The following is an 18,277-nucleotide window of genomic DNA, read 5'->3' as shown; positions in this document are numbered from 1 at the left end:
CAACCTTGCATATTTCAGAGTCTTCTCCAAGTCTTCACTATGGACAACAAGCATTCGAAGGTTTAAAAGCTTACCGTACTAAGGATGGCAGTGTTCAACTGTTCCGTCCTGATGAAAATGCTAAACGTCTGCAACGTACTTGTAATCGTCTCTTGATGCCACAAGTTCCGACAGAAATGTTTGTAGAAGCTTGTAAGGAAGTTGTTCGTGCGAATGAAGAATACGTACCTCCATATGGAACAGGTGGAACCTTATATCTTCGCCCTCTTTTGATTGGTGTCGGAGATATTATTGGGGTTAAACCGGCAGAAGAGTACATTTTCACCATCTTTGCTATGCCAGTTGGAAATTACTTTAAGGGTGGTTTGGTTCCAACCAACTTCTTGATTCAGGATGAATACGACCGTGCTGCTCCAAATGGTACAGGTGCGGCTAAGGTTGGTGGGAACTATGCTGCCAGTCTCTTGCCAGGGAAATTGGCTAAAACACGCCATTTCTCAGATGTTATCTATCTAGACCCATCAACTCATACAAAGATTGAAGAAGTCGGCTCAGCTAACTTCTTTGGAGTTACAGCTGACCATGAGTTTGTAACACCATTGAGTCCATCTATCTTGCCATCTATTACTAAGTATTCTTTGCTTTATTTGGCAGAACATCGCTTGGGTTTGATTCCGGTTGAAGGAGATGTACCAATTGATAATCTCAATCGTTTTATAGAAGCAGGTGCCTGTGGTACAGCAGCAGTTATTTCTCCAATTGGTGGAATTCAGCACGGTGATGATTTCCATGTTTTCTATAGTGAAACAGAAGTAGGTCCTGTGACTCGCAAACTCTATGATGAGTTGACAGGAATTCAGTTTGGCGATATTGAAGCGCCAGAAGGTTGGATTGTAAAAGTAGATTAAAATTAACTAAAGGAGATTTTTTATGAAATCTAAAAAGTGGCTCTTAACAGCAGGAGTGGTCCTGAGCACAACAGCTCTATTAGCGGCTTGTGGAAAAGCTGATAAAGAAGCAGATGCACCGACAACATTTTCATATGTCTATGCAGTAGATCCAGCATCTTTGGACTATAGTATAGCGACTCGTACATCGACAACAGATGTCATCGGGAACGTGGTTGATGGCTTGATGGAAAACGACCAATACGGAAATGTTATTCCTTCCTTGGCTGAAGATTGGTCTGTCTCAAAAGATGGTTTGACTTATACCTATAAACTTCGTAAAGGAGTTAAATGGTACACTTCTGAAGGTGAAGAATATGCAGAAGTAACAGCCCATGACTTTGTAACAGGACTAAAACACGTAGCTGACGGTAAGTCAGACGGTGTCTCTCTCATCCAAAATTCAATCAAGGGCTTGGATGCCTACATGACTGGTGAGACCAATGATTTCTCTACAGTTGGTGTCAAGGCCTTGGACGATTACACAGTTGAATATACCCTAAACAAACCAGAAAGTTTCTGGAACTCTAAAGTCACCACAGCAACGATGTTGCCTGTAAATGAAGAGTTTTTGAAGGCATCAGGTAAAGATTATGGAGCAGTTACTCCAGCAGGAATTCTCTACAATGGACCTTATATCTTGAAGACCTTGACTTCTAAATCGTTGATCGAATATGAGAAAAATCCAAATTACTGGGATAAAGAAAAGGTAAAAATCGAGAAGATTAAATTGACTTACTACGATGGTTCTGATCAGGAATCGTTGATTCGTAGCTTCTCTTCAGGTGCCTATACGACAGCCCGTCTCTTCCCAAGTAGCTCAAACTTTGCTTCTACTTTGGAACAATACGGAGATAAAATCACTTATAGCCCACAGGATTCAAGTAGTTATTACTTCACCTTTAACGTAAATCGTCAGTCATATAATAAAACTGCGAAAACAAGTGAAGAGCAAAAGACTTCTACAAAAGAAGCTATGCTTAATAAGGACTTCCGTCAGGCTATCAACTTTGCCTTCAACCGCCATTCTTATGCTGCCCAGCTAAATGGTGAAGACGGTGCGGACAAGATTATTCGTAACAGTCTCGTTCCAGATAACTTTGTACAAGCAGGTGGTAAAAACTTTGGTCAAATCGCTCAAGCAGAGTTGGTGAACTATGGTGACCAGTGGAAAGGTGTTGAGCTAGTTGACGGTAAGGATTCTATCTACAACCCTGACAAGGCTAAAGCTGCATTCGAAAAAGCTAAGAAAGACTTGGAATCTAAAGGGGTAACATTCCCAATTCACTTGGATGTCCCAGTTGAACAAACAGATACCATCGCTGTTCAACAAAGCAACTCTTTCAAACAGTCTATCGAATCAACTCTTGGTGCTGAAAATGTTGTCATCGACGTTCTTCAAATGACAGATAATGAAAAGGAAACAATCACTTCTCAAGCGCGTGTTCCTTCTCAAAAAGATTATGATTTGAACAGTACAGGATGGGCTCCAAGCTATCAAGACCCAGCATCTTACTTGAATATCATGGATCCTAAATCAGGTTCTGCTATGAAACACCTTGGTATTACTAAAGGGAAAGATAAGGATGTTGTAGCGAAACTTGGTTTGGACCAGTATAAGAAATTATTGGATGATGCCGATTCAGAAACTACGAATCTTGAAGAACGCTATGAAAAATATGCCAAGGCTCAAGCTTGGTTGACAGATAGTTCATTATTGATGCCTACAGCCTCATCTGGTGGTTCTCCAGTTGTAAGTAATGTCGTGCCATTCTCAAAACCATACTCACAAGTTGGTATTAAAGGTGACCCATATATCTTTAAAGGAATGAAATTGCAAAAAGATATTGTTACAACAAAAGAATATGAAGAAGCACTGAAAAAATGGCAAAAAGAAAAATTGGAATCAAATGGTAAGTACCAAAAAGAACTAGAAAAGCATATTAAATAAAGCGGAAAACTCTATATCAGACAAGCCTGATGTAGAGTTTTTTCTTGCTAGTTTTTGGATTTTCTTGTAAAATAGAAAAAGTGAAGAGAGGTATGAAATGAGTAAGAAAGATAAAAAAATTGAAATTCAAGTAGCAGATGCCAAGGTTAATGTAGGAAAAGACAGTTTTGAAGGTTATACGTTGACCATTGGTAAAAAAGTTATCGGAGAAATTGCCGAATTAGATGGACAATTTGCCATCATAAAGAATGGGAATGTCGATAGTTTTTATAAAAAATTGGAAAAAGCTGTGGAAATTTTGATTGAAAATTATAATTTAGCAAAATAAGTCTTGTTTTTTTGAAATTTTCATGATATAATAGTCCATGTTAATTGTAGGAGAGATAGCGAAGAGGCTAAACGCGGCGGACTGTAAATCCGCTCCTTCGGGTTCGGGGGTTCGAATCCCTCTCTCTCCATTTCATCAATGGGGTATAGCCAAGCGGTAAGGCAAGGGACTTTGACTCCCTCATGCGTTGGTTCGAATCCAGCTACCCCAGTTCTTAGGTAATGATCAAGATAAAAAGCAAAATATCTTAGGGTATTTTATTTTTATAATTGAAAGACGTGAACGATATGAACATGTCCTTGCGGGTGCTTAGGAAAAAAATTATAAGTATGTCAAGTTTAAGAAAAACTTGATTGTTGGAGGATTTTTTAGATGAACGAATTTGAAGATTTGCTAAATAGCGTTAGCCAAGTTGAGACTGGTGATGTTGTTAGTGCTGAAGTATTGACAGTTGATGCGACTCAAGCTAACGTTGCAATCTCTGGAACTGGTGTTGAAGGTGTCTTGACTCTTCGCGAATTGACAAACGATCGCGATGCAGATATCAATGACTTTGTTAAAGTAGGAGAAGTATTGGATGTTCTTGTACTTCGTCAAGTAGTTGGTAAAGATACTGATACAGTTACATACCTTGTATCTAAAAAACGCCTTGAAGCTCGCAAAGCATGGGACAAACTTGTTGGTCGCGAAGAAGAAGTTGTTACTGTTAAAGGAACTCGTGCCGTTAAAGGTGGACTTTCAGTAGAATTTGAAGGTGTTCGTGGATTTATCCCAGCTTCAATGTTGGATACTCGTTTCGTACGTAACACTGAGCGTTTTGTAGGTCAAGAATTTGATGCTAAGATCAAAGAAGTTGACGCTAAAGAAAACCGCTTCATCCTTTCACGTCGTGAAGTTGTTGAAGCAGCTACTGCAGCAGCTCGCGCTGAAGTATTCGGTAAATTGGCTGTTGGTGATGTTGTAACTGGTAAAGTTGCACGTATCACAAGCTTCGGTGCTTTCATCGACCTTGGTGGTGTTGACGGATTGGTTCACTTGACTGAATTGTCACACGAACGTAACGTATCACCAAAATCAGTTGTAACAGTTGGTGAAGAAATTGAAGTGAAAATCCTTGATCTTAACGAAGAAGAAGGACGTGTATCACTTTCACTTAAAGCAACAACACCTGGACCATGGGATGGCGTTGAGCAAAAATTGGCTAAAGGTGATGTAGTAGAAGGAACAGTTAAACGTTTGACTGACTTCGGTGCATTTGTTGAAGTATTGCCAGGTATCGATGGACTTGTTCACGTATCACAAATTTCACACAAACGTATTGAAAATCCAAAAGAAGCTCTTAAAGTTGGTCAAGAAGTTAAAGTTAAAGTTCTTGAAGTTAACGCAGATGCAGAGCGCGTATCACTTTCTATCAAAGCTCTTGAAGAGCGTCCAGCTCAAGAAGAAGGACAAAAAGAAGAAAAACGTGCTGCTCGTCCACGTCGTCCAAAACGTCAAGAAAAACGTGATTTCGAACTTCCAGAAACACAAACAGGATTCTCAATGGCTGACTTGTTCGGTGATATCGAACTTTAATCAAATTGAAAATTCATAAAATCCTTTGTTTCCTAAACAAGGGATTTTTCTTTTGTCTGTAAACCTTTTTTGATATAATAGTTCTATGTTAGAATCAGAAAAACAATCATGTTATCAAATGTTAAATGAAGAACTCTCTTTTTTATTGGATGGTGAAACCAATGTTTTGGCTAATCTTTCCAACGCCAGTGCTCTTCTAAAATCACGCTTACCTAACACTGTATTTGCAGGCTTTTATCTGTTCGATGGAAAGGAATTGATTTTAGGTCCTTTCCAAGGAGGTGTTTCCTGCATCCGTATTGCGCTAGGAAAGGGTGTTTGTGGGAAGGCAGCTCATTTCCAGGAAACTGTTCTGGTTGGTGATGTAACAACTTATCCCAACTATATTTCTTGTGATAGTCGAGCTAAAAGTGAAATTGTTGTTCCGATGGTTAAGAATGGTCAATTACTTGGAGTTCTAGATCTTGATTCTTCAGAGATTGATGATTATGATGCTATGGATCGAGATTATTTGGAACAATTTGTCGCTATTTTGCTTGAAAAGACAGAATGGGACTTTACAATGTTTGGGGAGAAAGCCTAATGTATCAAGCACTTTATCGAAAATATAGAAGTCAAAACTTCTCCCAGTTGGTTGGTCAGGAAGTTGTGGCTAAGACTCTTAAACAAGCGGTGGAGCAAGAGAAAATAAGTCATGCTTATCTTTTTTCAGGTCCTCGTGGAACGGGAAAAACCAGTGTAGCTAAGATATTTGCCAAGGCTATGAACTGTCCAAATCAAGTGGGTGGTGAACCTTGTAATAACTGCTATATTTGTCAAGCAGTGACAGACGGTAGTTTAGAAGATGTCATTGAAATGGATGCTGCCTCTAATAATGGGGTAGATGAAATTCGTGAAATTCGTGATAAATCTACCTACGCTCCTAGCCTTGCTCGCTATAAGGTTTATATCATAGATGAGGTTCATATGCTGTCTACAGGGGCTTTTAATGCCCTCTTAAAGACGCTGGAAGAGCCAACACAGAATGTTGTCTTTATTTTGGCCACTACTGAATTGCACAAGATTCCTGCCACTATTTTATCCCGTGTGCAACGTTTTGAATTTAAATCAATTAAAACACAGGATATTAAGGAACATATCCACTATATCTTAGAAAAAGAAAATATCAGTTCTGAACCAGAGGCTGTGGAAATCATTGCTAGACGGGCTGAAGGTGGAATGCGAGACGCCTTGTCTATTTTGGATCAAGCCCTAAGTTTGACACAGGGAAATGAATTGACGACTGCCATCTCTGAAGAAATTACTGGCACCATTAGTCTATCAGCCTTGGATGATTATGTGTTTGCCTTATCTCAACAGGATGTTCCTAAAGCATTAGCTTGTTTAAATCTTCTCTTTGACAATGGTAAGAGCATGACTCGTTTTGTGACCGACCTTTTACACTATTTAAGAGACTTGTTAATTGTCCAAACAGGTGGAGAAAACACTCATCATAGTCCAGTCTTTGTAGAAAATTTGGCACTTTCTCAAGAAAATCTGTTTGAAATGATTCGCTTAGCGACAGTCAGTTTAGCAGATATTAAGTCTAGTTTGCAGCCTAAGATTTATGCTGAGATGATGACTATCCGTTTAGTAGAGATTAAGCCTGAACCAGCTCTTTCTGGGGTAGTTGAACATGAAATTTCTGCATTGAGACAGGAAGTTGCCCGTCTCAAACAAGAACTCGCAAATGTGGGAACTGTAGCTAAGCCAATCAGTCCAGTACCTAGTCGTCCAACAGCAGGCAAAACAGTCTATCGTGTGGATCGTAATAAAGTTCAATCTATCCTACAAGAGGCCGTCGAAAATCCTGATTTAGCACGTCAAAATCTGATTCGCTTACAGAATGCCTGGGGAGAGGTGATTGAAAGTCTAGGTGGGCCTGATAAGGCTTTGCTAGTTGGTTCTCAACCGGTTGCGGCCAATGAACACCATGCTATTCTTGCTTTTGAGTCTAACTTCAATGCTGGTCAAACCATGAAACGAGACAATCTCAACACCATGTTTGGCAATATCCTCAGTCAGGCAGCAGGTTTTTCACCTGAGATTTTAGCCATTTCCATGGAGGAATGGAAAGAAGTTCGCGCAGCCTTTTCAGCCAAAGCCAAATCTTCCCAAACTGAAAAAGAAGCAGAAGAAAGCCTGATTCCAGAAGGATTTGAATTTTTGGCTGATAAAATGAAGGTAGAGGAAGACTAAAGAAAGATTTCATGATACAATAAGTTTATGCATAGACAACAATTTATTATCATCGCGCTGTTTACAGCTGCTGAGACCTATTTTTTCAATGAAGCCTGGATGACTGGTCGCTATATTATGGCAGCCTTTTGGGCCATTTTGCTTTTTAGAAATTTCCGAGTCAGTTACTTGATGGGCAAGATTGTAGATGTCATTGACCAGCACTTGAAAGGAAAAGACTAGTCCTCAGCTTCTAGACAAAATCAAAGCCTTTTAGGCTTTTTTTTGTTATACTATAAAAGTATATTTATTGACCTTTTACCGTATTTGCTAGGGAAATCAAGTATGTTTCCAGTAAGAACTGTAAAGGCTTTGAAAAAGAAAGGAACTATCATGTCAGTATTAGAGATCAAAGATCTTCACGTTGAGATTGAAGGAAAAGAAATTTTAAAAGGGGTTAACCTGACCCTTAAAACAGGAGAAATTGCCGCTATCATGGGACCAAATGGTACTGGTAAATCAACTCTTTCTGCCGCTATCATGGGAAACCCGAACTATGAAGTAACAAAGGGTGAAGTCTTGTTTGACGATGTTAATATTCTTGAGTTGGAAGTAGATGAGCGTGCGCGAATGGGACTTTTCCTTGCTATGCAATACCCATCAGAAATTCCTGGAATTACTAACGCTGAATTTCTTCGTGCAGCCATGAATGCTGGTAAAGAAGACGATGAGAAGATTTCAGTTCGTGAGTTCATTACTAAACTGGATGAGAAAATGGAATTGCTCAACATGAAAGAAGAAATGGCTGAGCGTTACCTCAATGAAGGTTTCTCTGGTGGTGAGAAAAAACGTAATGAAATTCTTCAACTCTTGATGTTGGAACCAACTTTTGCCCTTTTGGATGAGATTGACTCAGGTCTTGATATTGACGCCCTTAAAGTGGTGTCTAAAGGTGTGAATGCCATGCGTGGTGAAGGCTTTGGTGCTATGATTATCACTCACTACCAACGTCTTTTGAACTACATCACACCTGATGTGGTACACGTCATGATGGAAGGTCGTGTTGTCCTTTCGGGTGGTCCAGAATTGGCTGCGCGTTTGGAACGTGAAGGATACGCAAAACTAGCTGAAGAACTTGGCTACGACTACAAGGAAGAATTGTAATTCCCTCGTATCTTTTAGGAGAAGTAAATGACTAAAGAAAATATTAAACTTTTTTCAGAAATGCACGCTGAACCAAGCTGGTTGGCTGACCTCCGTCAAAAAGCTTTTGATAAGATTGAGAGTTTAGAATTACCAGTTATTGAGCGTGTCAAATTCCACCGTTGGAATCTGGGTGATGGAACGATTACAGAAAGTGAGCCATCAGCAAATGTTCCAGATTTCACAGCTCTAGATAATCACTTGAAGTTGGTGCAAGTAGGAACTCAAACTGTTTTTGAGCAAACTCCAGTTGAGTTAGCTGAACAGGGTGTCGTCTTTACAGACTTCCACTCAGCTTTAGAAGAAATTCCAGAGCTGATCAAAGAATTCTTCATGTCATCTGTTAAGTATGACGATGACAAGTTGGCAGCCTACCATACAGCTTATTTCAACAGTGGTGCTGTTCTCTACATTCCTGATAATGTTGAGATTAAAGAACCAATCGAAGGAATTTTCTATCAAGACAGCGATAGTGATGTGCCGTTTAACAAGCATATTATGATTATCGCTGGTAAAAATTCTAAGATTAGTTATCTGGAACGTTTAGAGTCACGTGGTGAAGGAAGTGCCAAAGCAACTGCTAATATCACAGTAGAAGTAATTGCGCGTTCTGGTGCTCAAGTGAAATTTGCGGCTATCGACCGTCTAGGTGAAAATGTCACTGCCTACATTAGCCGTCGTGGTAAATTAGGCAACGATGCAAGCATTGACTGGGCGATTGGTGTTATGAACGAAGGAAACGTCGTTGCGGACTTTGATAGCGACTTGATTGGAAATGGTAGCCATGCAGATCTCAAGGTTGTAGCCCTTTCAAGTGGTCGTCAGGTACAAGGGATTGATACTCGAGTGACTAACTATGGTTGCAACTCAATTGGAAATATCCTCCAACATGGGGTTATTCTTGAAAAAGCAACCTTAACCTTCAATGGTATCGGCCACATCATCAAGGGTGCCAAGGGAGCAGATGCCCAACAAGAGAGTCGTGTTCTTATGCTTTCAGACCAAGCACGTTCAGATGCTAATCCAATTCTTTTGATTGATGAAAATGATGTTACTGCAGGACACGCGGCTTCTATCGGTCAGGTAGATCCAGAAGATATGTATTACCTCATGAGCCGTGGCTTGGATAAGGCAACTGCAGAACGTTTGGTTGTCCGTGGTTTCCTTGGCTCTGTTATCGTTGAGATTCCAGTCAAGGAAGTTCGTGATGAAATGATTGCAACCATCGAAGAAAAATTGTCAAAACGCTAAGGGGTAGCCTATGTTAGATGTAGAAGCGATTCGTAAGGATTTTCCAATTTTAGACCAGATTGTCAACGATGAACCTCTGGTCTATCTGGACAATGCTGCGACGACACAAAAACCACTAGCAGTTCTGGAAACAATCAACCGCTACTATGAGCAGGACAATGCCAATGTTCACCGTGGTGTTCATACCTTGGCTGAGCGAGCAACAGCTTCTTATGAAGCTGCTCGTGAAACCATTCGTAAGTTTATCAATGCAGGCTCTACAAAGGAAGTTCTCTTTACCAGAGGAACGACAACCAGCCTTAACTGGGTGGCACGCTTCGCTGAGGAAATTCTGACTGAGGGAGACCAAGTCTTGATTTCAGTAATGGAACACCATTCTAATATCATTCCATGGCAGGAAGCTTGTCGCAAGACTGGGGCAGAGCTTGTCTATGTTTATCTCAAGGACGGGGCTCTGGATATGGAGGATTTGCGCGCTAAATTGACTGATAAAGTCAAGTTTGTCTCTCTAGCTCACGCCTCAAATGTTCTTGGTGTGGTCAATCCTATCAAAGAAATCACTCAATTATCCCACCAAGTTAGAGCTATCATGGTAGTGGATGGTGCTCAATCTACACCTCATATGAAGATTGATGTCCAGGACTTGGATGTGGACTTCTTTGCCTTTTCGGGTCACAAGATGGCTGGTCCGACTGGTATTGGTGTTCTTTACGGTAAAGAAAAGTATCTGGAACAAATGTCACCAGTTGAGTTTGGTGGCGAGATGATTGATTTCGTCTATGAGCAATCTGCTAGTTGGAAGGAATTGCCTTGGAAATTTGAGGCTGGAACGCCGAATATGGCAGGTGCTATCGGACTTGCTGCAGCAGTGGATTATCTGGATAAGATTGGTATGGATGCCATTGAAGCTTATGAACAGGAATTGATTGCATACGTCTATCCAAAATTGCAGGCCATTGAAGGGTTGACCATTTATGGTTCGCAAGACCTGGCTCAACGTTCAGGTGTCATTGCCTTTAACCTAGGGGATCTTCATCCCCACGATCTTGCGACGGCTCTGGATTATGAAGGAGTGGCTGTTCGTGCTGGTCACCATTGCGCCCAACCTTTGCTTCAGCATTTGGAAGTCCCAGCAACAGCTCGTGTAAGTTTTTATATCTACAATACCAAGGCAGATTGTGACAAACTAGTCGATGCTTTACAAAAGACAAAGGAGTTTTTCAATGGCACTTTCTAAACTAGATAGCCTTTATATGGCAGTGGTGGCAGACCATTCGAAAAATCCACATCACCAAGGGAAGCTGGAAGATGCTGAGCAAATCAGCCTCAATAATCCAACCTGTGGGGATGTCATCAACCTCTCTGTCAAGTTTGACGCAGAGGACCGTTTGGAAGATATTGCTTTTCTAAATTCAGGATGCACGATTTCAACTGCCTCTGCTAGTATGATGACAGATGCAGTTTTAGGCAAGACCAAACAAGAAATTCTAGAACTTGCGACCATTTTTTCAGAAATGGTTCAAGGGCAAAAAGATGAGCGTCAAGACCAACTTGGAGACGCGGCTTTCTTATCAGGTGTTGCTAAATTCCCTCAACGAATCAAGTGTGCAACCCTAGCTTGGAACGCCCTGAAGAAAACAATTGAAAATCAAAAAAATCAGTAAGGCAAGATTCTTTTGTCTTATGAATCAGTAGAAATGAAGAATGAAAGAAAGGATATTATGGCTGAAGAAAGAGTAGAACCAAAACCAATTGATCTTGGTGAATATAAATTTGGTTTCCATGATGATGTAGAGCCTGTCCTATCGACAGGAAAAGGATTGAACGAAGATGTCATTCGTGAACTATCAGCTGCTAAGGGAGAACCTGAGTGGATGTTAGAATTCCGTTTGAAGTCTTATGAAACCTTCAAAAAAATGCCTATGCAAACTTGGGGAGCAGACTTGTCAGAGATTGATTTTGATGACTTGATCTACTACCAAAAACCATCTGATAAACCAGCTCGTTCATGGGATGAGGTTCCTGAAAAAATTAAAGAAACCTTTGAACGTATTGGTATACCAGAAGCTGAGCGTGCTTATCTAGCTGGTGCCTCTGCCCAGTATGAGTCAGAAGTGGTTTACCACAATATGAAGGAAGAGTTCCAGAAATTGGGGATTATCTTTACAGATACTGATTCTGCCCTCAAGGAATACCCAGACTTGTTTAAACAATACTTTGCGAAGTTGGTACCGCCAACAGATAACAAATTGGCTGCCCTTAACTCAGCAGTATGGTCTGGTGGAACCTTTATCTACGTACCGAAAGGGGTCAAGGTAGATATTCCACTTCAAACTTACTTCCGTATCAATAACGAAAATACTGGTCAGTTTGAACGTACATTGATTATCGTTGATGAGGGAGCAAGTGTCCATTATGTAGAAGGATGTACAGCACCAACTTATTCAAGTAACAGCTTGCATGCTGCCATCGTAGAAATCTTTGCCTTAGATGGTGCTTATATGCGTTATACGACTATCCAAAACTGGTCTGATAATGTATATAACTTGGTAACGAAACGTGCTAAAGCTCAAAAGGATGCCACTGTTGAGTGGATTGATGGTAACTTGGGTGCAAAGACTACCATGAAATACCCATCTGTTTACCTTGATGGAGAAGGGGCGCGTGGTACCATGCTCTCTATCGCTTTTGCCAATGCAGGGCAACATCAGGATACTGGAGCTAAGATGATCCACAACGCTCCACATACAAGCTCGTCTATCGTGTCTAAATCCATCGCTAAAGGTGGAGGAAAGGTTGACTATCGTGGACAAGTAACCTTTAATAAAAACTCTAAGAAATCTGTCTCTCACATCGAGTGTGATACCATTATCATGGATGACTTATCAGCATCAGATACCATTCCGTTTAATGAAATTCACAACTCACAAGTCGCTTTGGAACACGAAGCTAAGGTATCTAAGATTTCAGAAGAACAACTCTATTACCTCATGAGCCGTGGATTGTCAGAATCTGAGGCAACTGAGATGATTGTAATGGGATTTGTAGAACCCTTTACAAAAGAACTTCCAATGGAATATGCAGTTGAGCTGAACCGTTTGATTAGCTATGAAATGGAAGGATCAGTTGGCTAAGAATATGTAGAATCTGAGCAGGATTTATTCTGTTCGGATTTTTTTGAAAAAATATCTTATAAATATTCACAAAATCCCTTTTATATGATAAAATAAAACAATCATATTTAATGGAGATGAAGTATGAATATTTTTAGAACAAAAGATGTTAGCTTGGGACGTACTGAAATGCACCGTCATTTAAAAGTATGGGATTTGATTTTATTAGGAATCGGTGCCATGGTAGGAACTGGGATTTTTACCATTACAGGAACCGCAGCAGCAACGCTTGCTGGTCCGTCACTGGTTGTATCTATAGTGATTTCTGCCCTGTGTGTTTCTTTATCCGCCCTCTTTTTCGCAGAGTTTGCCTCTCGTGTTCCTGCAACTGGTGGTGCTTATAGTTATTTGTATGCAATTTTGGGTGAATTACCAGCTTGGATTGCTGGTTGGTTGACCATCATGGAGTTCATGACAGCAGTTTCTGGTGTGGCCTCTGGCTGGGCAGCTTATTTTAAAGGCTTGCTCAGTAACTATAGTATTTCAATGCCTCAAGCCTTGAATGGGACCTTTAACCCTGAGCAGGGTACCTATATAGACCTTTTACCTATTTTGGTACTGACACTGGTAACCGGTTTAGTTTTATTAAATTCCAAGGCAGCATTGCGTTTTAATTCGCTTCTAGTCATCTTGAAATTCTCTGCTCTCGCTTTGTTTATTCTAGTTGGTATCTGGTATATTAAACCAGAAAATTGGTCCAACTTTGCTCCCTTTGGTTTTGGTCAAATTTATGGTGGAAGTACTGGAATAATGGCAGGAGCATCTTTGATGTTCTTTGGTTTCCTAGGATTTGAATCTATTTCGATGGCTGTTGATGAAATTCAAAATCCACAAAAGAATGTCCCACGAGGTATTGTTTTGTCTTTGACAATCGTAACGATTCTCTATGCTCTGGTTACATTAGTATTGACAGGGATTGTTCACTACAGCCAACTCAATGTGGATGATGCTGTAGCATTTTCATTGCGAAGTATAGGAATTGGTTGGGCAGCTAATTATGTGTCATTAGTGGCCATTTTGACCCTAATAACAGTATGTATTTCTATGACTTATGCCTTATCGCGTATGATTTACAGTTTAGCACGTGATGGTCTTTTACCTCGAAGTTTTAAGCAATTAAGCAAAACAAGTCGTGTTCCTAAAAATGCGACCATCTTAACTGGAGTTGCTTCTGCAATTGCAGCAGGAGTGTTTCCACTGGCTAGTATTGCAGCCTTTCTAAATATTTGTACGCTTGCTTATCTTATCCTATTGGCTTATGGAATTATAAAACTTAGAAAGGATAAGGGAATGCCTAAAGAAGGAGAATTCAAAACTCCCCTAGTTCCCTTGTTGCCGATTCTCTCGATTCTAATCTGTCTTTCCTTTATGCTTCAATATAGTGTAGAAACATGGATTGCGTTTGGAATTGCTCTTGTAGTTGGACTTGTGATTTACTTTACTTATGGCTATCGTCATTCTACACTTTCTGAATAAAGAAAAAGCTGGAACTTCCCAGCTTTTTGCTTACTCTTTTATATATGTGAAGCCTTCTCCTAGGATTTCATGAGCTTCTGTAATAGTTATAAAGGCTTGAGGATCAATTCGATGAATCATTTCCTTCATTTTCACAATTTCATTTCTTCCGACAATACAGTAAATGATTTTTAAATCTTCTTGACTATAATAACCTTGACCTGAGATGAAAGTAACACCTCTTCCTAGGTCATCATTAATCGCTTTAGCAAGTTGATCAGGACGTTTTGTGATAATCATAAATCCTTTGCCGGCATAGCCTCCTTCACCAATCAAATCAATGACACGAGAAACGATAAAATCAAACAAGAGCGTGTAGGTAACCAATCTCAGATCCTTGAAGATTAGGAGAATAAGCATGAGAATACAAAAATCTAAGATAAAGAGCAGTTTCCCCATGGATATATGAGTGTATTTATTGAGAATGCGAGCTAGAATATCAGTACCACCAGTTGTACCTCCAGCATTAAAGATAATTCCAAGACCAATTCCCAATAGAAACCCAGCTATAAGGGCAGTGATTAGTAAATCACCTTGAAGATCAATATGAAGGGGAATACGTTCAAAAAAGGCCAACCAGGCGGACAAGGCTAAGGTTCCTAGTAAACTAGAATAGAGGGACTTTGCTCCAAAGATTTTCCAAGCTAGTATGAAAAGGGGAATATTAATCAGCAGGTTCATGAGAGAAACAGGGATTTTAAAAAGATAAAAGGTGATAAGGGTAATACCTGTCGCCCCTCCTTCAAAAAGATGATGAGGAACTACAAAATAAGTTAGACCAAAAGCATAAATAGCAGCACCTAGTAAAATGGTTAAAATGGGATAAATTTTTTTAATCATAGGGACCTCTTTTCTTATAAGTAGATTATATCAAATTTTTAAGGAAAATTTGATTGACTCCAATAGGATTTTTAATCTTTTTTTGATATAATTAAAAGTAAGAAAACCAATCTGAATCCTAAAATAGAAAGATTGATACTATGACAAAAATTAAGATTGTAACCGATTCATCTGTTACTATTGAACCTGAACTAGTAAAACAATTAGATATCACTGTTGTTCCGTTATCTGTAATGATTGATAATGTTGTTTATTCTGATGCGGATTTGAAAGAAGAAGGTAAATTTCTTCAGTTGATGCAAGCAAGTAAGAATCTTCCGAAAACAAGCCAGCCCCCTGTAGGTGTATTCGCTGAAGTTTTTGAAGACCTATGCAAGGATGGTAGCCAGATTCTTGCTATTCATATGTCCCATGCTCTTTCTGGTACTGTAGAAGCAGCGCGCCAGGGTGCTAGTTTATCTACTGCCGATGTGACAGTTATTGATAGTTCCTTCACTGACCAAGCCTTGAAATTCCAAGTTGTTGAGGCTGCAAAATTAGCGCAAGAAGGCAAAGAGTTGGAGGAAATCTTATCTCATGTAGAAGAGGTTAAAAACCACACAGAACTCTATATTGGCGTTTCAACTTTGGAAAATTTAGTAAAAGGTGGACGAATTGGCCGTGTAACTGGATTGTTGAGCTCACTTCTCAATATACGTGTTGTTATGCAGATGAAGGACCATGAATTGCAGCCAATCGTTAAAGGTCGTGGAGCTAAAACTTTTAAAAAATGGTTGGATGAGCTGACAAGTTCGCTAACTGAACGTTCTGTAGCAGAGATTGGGATTTCATATTCTGGTAGTGCTGATTGGGCAAAAGAGATGAAAGAAAGCTTACAAGCTTATGTTGAAAAGCCAATTTCAGTTTTGGAAACGGGCTCTATTATTCAAACTCACACGGGTGAGAATGCTTGGGCTATTTTAGTACGTTACCACTCCTAAAAAAATAAATAAAATGGGAAGAAATAGTGTTTTTAACTTGACCTAAAAGGGATTTTAGGATATGATTATATTTGTTAATTAGAAATTAAATTGGAGGAATCATTAACATGGCAAACAAACAAGATTTGATCGCTAAAGTAGCAGAAGCTACAGAATTGACTAAGAAAGACTCAGCAGCAGCAGTTGAAGCTGTATTCGCAGCAGTAACTGAGTACCTTGCAGCTGGTGAAAAAGTTCAATTGATCGGTTTTGGTAACTTTGAAGTTCGTGAGCGTGCTGCACGTAAAGGTCGCAACCCACAAACTGGTAAAGAAATCAAAATTGCAGCTTCTAAAGTTCCAGCATTCAAAGCTGGTAAAGCTCTTAAAGACGCTGTTAAATAATCAATCTATAAAAAGCCTATTGTATCAAGCTTTCTAGCTTGGTCAGTAGGCTTTTTTTATGTACAGGGGGCAAAAAAGGGGCAAAACTATAAATTATCTAGCAAATTGAGGATATTGCCATCCATCTTCTTTGTAACGTGTGTAGATTTTGTTTATTGTCCTAGAATCAGAACGTCCTACTCTTGCCATAATTGCTTTTAGAGTTACGCTATTCTGCTTATGAGAGTATGCCTAAAGATGTGGTAGGTGAGGTGCCTATCAATGGATTCTTCAAGTTGTGTATTTGTTTTCAGATTTAAATCTTCAATAGTTTTTACGATTTTTGGCAGTTCCGCTCGTCATGCAGAATTATATTTGATATACTCAAGGTTCACTGTGTAATCAAGAGGCAGGTTTAAGATTAATTTAGATCACTCTGATTGTGACTTTGAAAGATCAAGTTTGATTAGAAAGCGTTGAATGTATTTTATATCGATATAAATCTAAAATGCCTATTTAAAATCATTCATGCTACTAGTAAGAGAGCTGATATAGCTCCCTTAGATTTTTTTTGGTAAAAAGTCCACTACTCTTCTAAAAAAGTGAAATTTACTTTAATATATAGCTGAGATACTGCAACAAATGGTCATTATGCTACTATTGTATATGGATATAATGCTGAAAAGTTGAAGAAATTGAAAGTTCAACTGAACATGACAGATATAGGATAAGAAGAGAGAGCAAGCGATCCTTTTATCTTTATATTATCGTGATTCCTTAATTTTAATGTATACAGTAGAAAACGAGATTGCAGCAGTAAAAAAATTGACCAGTAGTTAGAATTTATTGCTAATCTCTGAGATGATGTAACTATTAATGATTTACTGAAATAAACATATTTGGCAAAAATTATGTCTATCTTTACAGAATTTTATGCTCAATTAGTAGGTGATGTAGAGCCAAAAAGGAAGTGATGGCACTTGAGCAAATTTTCAAACGTTTTTATAGTTTTATCAGGCAAGTTAAAGAGGGGCTTCTGGTGTGAGTATTCGTGATTTCATGGAAGGGACTAATGGAGTCCTGGCAACAATTGAAAAAGTGATAAATAAGAAGTAATCGATTTAGCTGGTTTTGAACTTTAACTTGTCAATGTAGCTATAAGAGAGTATAGTAATGTTAAAAATATGGGGACTATATGGATAAGCAATTTGTTATACCAGTGAGAGTTGATGAGAGAATTTTAAATAAACTCGACTTTGTATCAACAAAGCCACAATAAGGACGAACAGAAACGATTGGTAAAGGAATAGAGAGGCTCTATAGTGAGCTGGGGAGAAAGATGACTAGAAAAGGATTGATTTGGGCACATATTTGATTAGGTGTGGCTATTTCTGTCTTAGCACTCTATACCTACACGATTATTTATATTTTTAATCATGATATGGAAGAAATCTTTGCAACTTTTATTATGTTGGTAATTTATTCACTATTCTTTCTGTTATTTTTGATATCAGTTGAGAGATTATCTTTATTGGTTTGCGTAGAATTAGCTTATCGTAATTTGCAACGATATAAAAAAATTAAAAAGTCCCTTCTTTTTGATAGTACTTTTACAAATAAAAGTCTTAGTAATATAATAGAGCTATAGAAGGGGAGGTGGAAGAAATGTTTCGAAAAGAAAAAGCACGCAAGCGATTTTGCTTTTGGTTTATTATTTTTATCCTTTATCTTTTTTTTGGATTGTATTGTATTTGTACAAATTTTGGAGATACCTTGGGTATGATTTTACTATCACCTTTTATCTTTGCTTCCCTGCCACTCTATGCTTATTTAGTCCTTGGTTTGTTTATCTGGGGGTTCATGAGTCTTGCTATGGATGATGTTATGGATCTTTAGTTAAAGGAAAGCTAAGATCGAGAAAGGACACATTTCGTC

General features: G+C 39.0%; 16 protein-coding genes and 2 tRNA genes. 17 read left to right on the top strand and 1 reads right to left on the bottom strand.

The features are described from left to right. From HMPREF2701_RS08645 to HMPREF2701_RS08575, 15 genes are all read left to right on the top strand, one after another. On the top strand, positions 1-908 hold a 908-nt coding region (locus HMPREF2701_RS08645), incomplete at its 5' end, for a branched-chain amino acid aminotransferase (protein ID WP_070482767.1). Positions 909-930: 22 nt separating this feature from the next. Then, positions 931-2,898 (top strand): peptide ABC transporter substrate-binding protein, encoded by a 1,968-nt coding sequence (locus tag HMPREF2701_RS08640; protein WP_049491529.1) that lies wholly within the window; start codon positions 931-933, stop codon positions 2,896-2,898. A 97-nt stretch (positions 2,899-2,995) separates the two neighbouring features. Continuing rightward, positions 2,996-3,226 (top strand): DUF2969 domain-containing protein, encoded by a 231-nt coding sequence (locus tag HMPREF2701_RS08635; protein WP_000037113.1) that lies wholly within the window; start codon positions 2,996-2,998, stop codon positions 3,224-3,226. A 49-nt stretch (positions 3,227-3,275) separates the two neighbouring features. After that, a tRNA-Tyr gene (locus HMPREF2701_RS08630) sits at positions 3,276-3,356 on the top strand. Between the two features lie 9 nt (positions 3,357-3,365). Further along, positions 3,366-3,437, top strand: a tRNA-Gln gene (locus HMPREF2701_RS08625). 161 nt (positions 3,438-3,598) lie between these two features. Continuing rightward, positions 3,599-4,801 carry a 30S ribosomal protein S1 gene (rpsA, locus tag HMPREF2701_RS08620; protein ID WP_001001630.1) on the top strand — a complete coding sequence of 401 codons (1,203 nt, stop codon included), beginning with the start codon at positions 3,599-3,601 and terminating at the stop codon, positions 4,799-4,801. 85 nt (positions 4,802-4,886) lie between these two features. Continuing rightward, entirely contained in the window at positions 4,887-5,384 is a 498-nt protein-coding gene (locus HMPREF2701_RS08615) for a GAF domain-containing protein (RefSeq protein WP_049487104.1), read from the top strand. Further along, the gene (dnaX, locus tag HMPREF2701_RS08610) at positions 5,384-7,039 is read left to right on the top strand and encodes a DNA polymerase III subunit gamma/tau (RefSeq protein ID WP_061589974.1); all 1,656 of its coding nucleotides are present in this window, start codon (positions 5,384-5,386) and stop codon (positions 7,037-7,039) included. Before HMPREF2701_RS08615 ends, dnaX begins: the two co-directional genes overlap by 1 nt. A 27-nt stretch (positions 7,040-7,066) precedes the next feature. Beyond that, positions 7,067-7,261 carry a DUF3272 domain-containing protein gene (locus tag HMPREF2701_RS08605; protein WP_061589973.1) on the top strand — a complete coding sequence of 65 codons (195 nt, stop codon included), beginning with the start codon at positions 7,067-7,069 and terminating at the stop codon, positions 7,259-7,261. 150 nt (positions 7,262-7,411) lie between these two features. Next, positions 7,412-8,182: a Fe-S cluster assembly ATPase SufC gene (gene sufC / locus HMPREF2701_RS08600; protein WP_057609286.1), complete on the top strand. Its 771-nt coding sequence runs from the start codon at positions 7,412-7,414 to the stop codon at positions 8,180-8,182. 27 nt (positions 8,183-8,209) lie between these two features. After that, positions 8,210-9,472, top strand: a complete 1,263-nt coding sequence (sufD, locus tag HMPREF2701_RS08595) for a Fe-S cluster assembly protein SufD (RefSeq protein ID WP_061589972.1) — start codon at positions 8,210-8,212, stop codon at positions 9,470-9,472. Between the two features lie 10 nt (positions 9,473-9,482). Further along, positions 9,483-10,709, top strand: a complete 1,227-nt coding sequence (locus tag HMPREF2701_RS08590) for a cysteine desulfurase (RefSeq protein ID WP_070482765.1) — start codon at positions 9,483-9,485, stop codon at positions 10,707-10,709. Next, positions 10,696-11,136, top strand: a complete 441-nt coding sequence (sufU, locus tag HMPREF2701_RS08585) for a Fe-S cluster assembly sulfur transfer protein SufU (protein WP_049499854.1) — start codon at positions 10,696-10,698, stop codon at positions 11,134-11,136. The genes HMPREF2701_RS08590 and sufU overlap by 14 nt, the downstream gene beginning before the upstream one ends. A 57-nt stretch (positions 11,137-11,193) precedes the next feature. Beyond that, positions 11,194-12,606, top strand: coding sequence for a Fe-S cluster assembly protein SufB (sufB, locus tag HMPREF2701_RS08580; RefSeq protein WP_000797054.1), 1,413 nt, complete (start codon positions 11,194-11,196; stop codon positions 12,604-12,606). Positions 12,607-12,729: 123 nt separating this feature from the next. After that, complete coding sequence (locus tag HMPREF2701_RS08575; RefSeq protein ID WP_049487108.1) at positions 12,730-14,121, top strand: APC family permease; 1,392 nt, start codon at positions 12,730-12,732, stop codon at positions 14,119-14,121. A gap of 30 nt (positions 14,122-14,151) precedes the next feature. Here the strand turns inward: HMPREF2701_RS08575 and HMPREF2701_RS08570 are convergent, their stop codons facing one another. Beyond that, positions 14,152-15,000: a YitT family protein gene (locus HMPREF2701_RS08570; RefSeq protein WP_061589971.1), complete on the bottom strand. Its 849-nt coding sequence runs from the start codon at positions 14,998-15,000 to the stop codon at positions 14,152-14,154. Between the two features lie 140 nt (positions 15,001-15,140). Between HMPREF2701_RS08570 and HMPREF2701_RS08565 the strand changes: the two genes are divergently transcribed. Continuing rightward, positions 15,141-15,980, top strand: coding sequence for a DegV family protein (locus HMPREF2701_RS08565; RefSeq protein ID WP_061589970.1), 840 nt, complete (start codon positions 15,141-15,143; stop codon positions 15,978-15,980). Between the two features lie 107 nt (positions 15,981-16,087). After that, positions 16,088-16,363 carry an HU family DNA-binding protein gene (locus HMPREF2701_RS08560; RefSeq protein ID WP_001284640.1) on the top strand — a complete coding sequence of 92 codons (276 nt, stop codon included), beginning with the start codon at positions 16,088-16,090 and terminating at the stop codon, positions 16,361-16,363. Positions 16,364-18,277: the final 1,914 nt, after the last annotated feature.

This window comes from Streptococcus sp. HMSC077D04 (assembly GCF_001808785.1).
GTDB lineage: Bacteria > Bacillota > Bacilli > Lactobacillales > Streptococcaceae > Streptococcus > Streptococcus mitis_BX.
This window is presented reverse-complemented; position numbering and strand designations above follow the sequence as displayed.

What these genes read in the sequence shown, in the direction of transcription:
- HMPREF2701_RS08640 (WP_049491529.1), top strand. Translation starts at nt 931, where the DNA reads ATGAAATCTAAAAAGTGGCTCTTAACAGCAGGAGTGGTCCTGAGCACA.
- HMPREF2701_RS08635 (WP_000037113.1), top strand. Translation starts at nt 2,996, where the DNA reads ATGAGTAAGAAAGATAAAAAAATTGAAATTCAAGTAGCAGATGCCAAG.
- rpsA (WP_001001630.1), top strand. Translation starts at nt 3,599, where the DNA reads ATGAACGAATTTGAAGATTTGCTAAATAGCGTTAGCCAAGTTGAGACT.
- HMPREF2701_RS08615 (WP_049487104.1), top strand. Translation starts at nt 4,887, where the DNA reads ATGTTAGAATCAGAAAAACAATCATGTTATCAAATGTTAAATGAAGAA.
- dnaX (WP_061589974.1), top strand. Translation starts at nt 5,384, where the DNA reads ATGTATCAAGCACTTTATCGAAAATATAGAAGTCAAAACTTCTCCCAG.
- HMPREF2701_RS08605 (WP_061589973.1), top strand. Translation starts at nt 7,067, where the DNA reads ATGCATAGACAACAATTTATTATCATCGCGCTGTTTACAGCTGCTGAG.
- sufC (WP_057609286.1), top strand. Translation starts at nt 7,412, where the DNA reads ATGTCAGTATTAGAGATCAAAGATCTTCACGTTGAGATTGAAGGAAAA.
- sufD (WP_061589972.1), top strand. Translation starts at nt 8,210, where the DNA reads ATGACTAAAGAAAATATTAAACTTTTTTCAGAAATGCACGCTGAACCA.
- HMPREF2701_RS08590 (WP_070482765.1), top strand. Translation starts at nt 9,483, where the DNA reads ATGTTAGATGTAGAAGCGATTCGTAAGGATTTTCCAATTTTAGACCAG.
- sufU (WP_049499854.1), top strand. Translation starts at nt 10,696, where the DNA reads ATGGCACTTTCTAAACTAGATAGCCTTTATATGGCAGTGGTGGCAGAC.
- sufB (WP_000797054.1), top strand. Translation starts at nt 11,194, where the DNA reads ATGGCTGAAGAAAGAGTAGAACCAAAACCAATTGATCTTGGTGAATAT.
- HMPREF2701_RS08575 (WP_049487108.1), top strand. Translation starts at nt 12,730, where the DNA reads ATGAATATTTTTAGAACAAAAGATGTTAGCTTGGGACGTACTGAAATG.
- HMPREF2701_RS08570 (WP_061589971.1), bottom strand. Translation starts at nt 15,000, where the DNA reads ATGATTAAAAAAATTTATCCCATTTTAACCATTTTACTAGGTGCTGCT.
- HMPREF2701_RS08565 (WP_061589970.1), top strand. Translation starts at nt 15,141, where the DNA reads ATGACAAAAATTAAGATTGTAACCGATTCATCTGTTACTATTGAACCT.
- HMPREF2701_RS08560 (WP_001284640.1), top strand. Translation starts at nt 16,088, where the DNA reads ATGGCAAACAAACAAGATTTGATCGCTAAAGTAGCAGAAGCTACAGAA.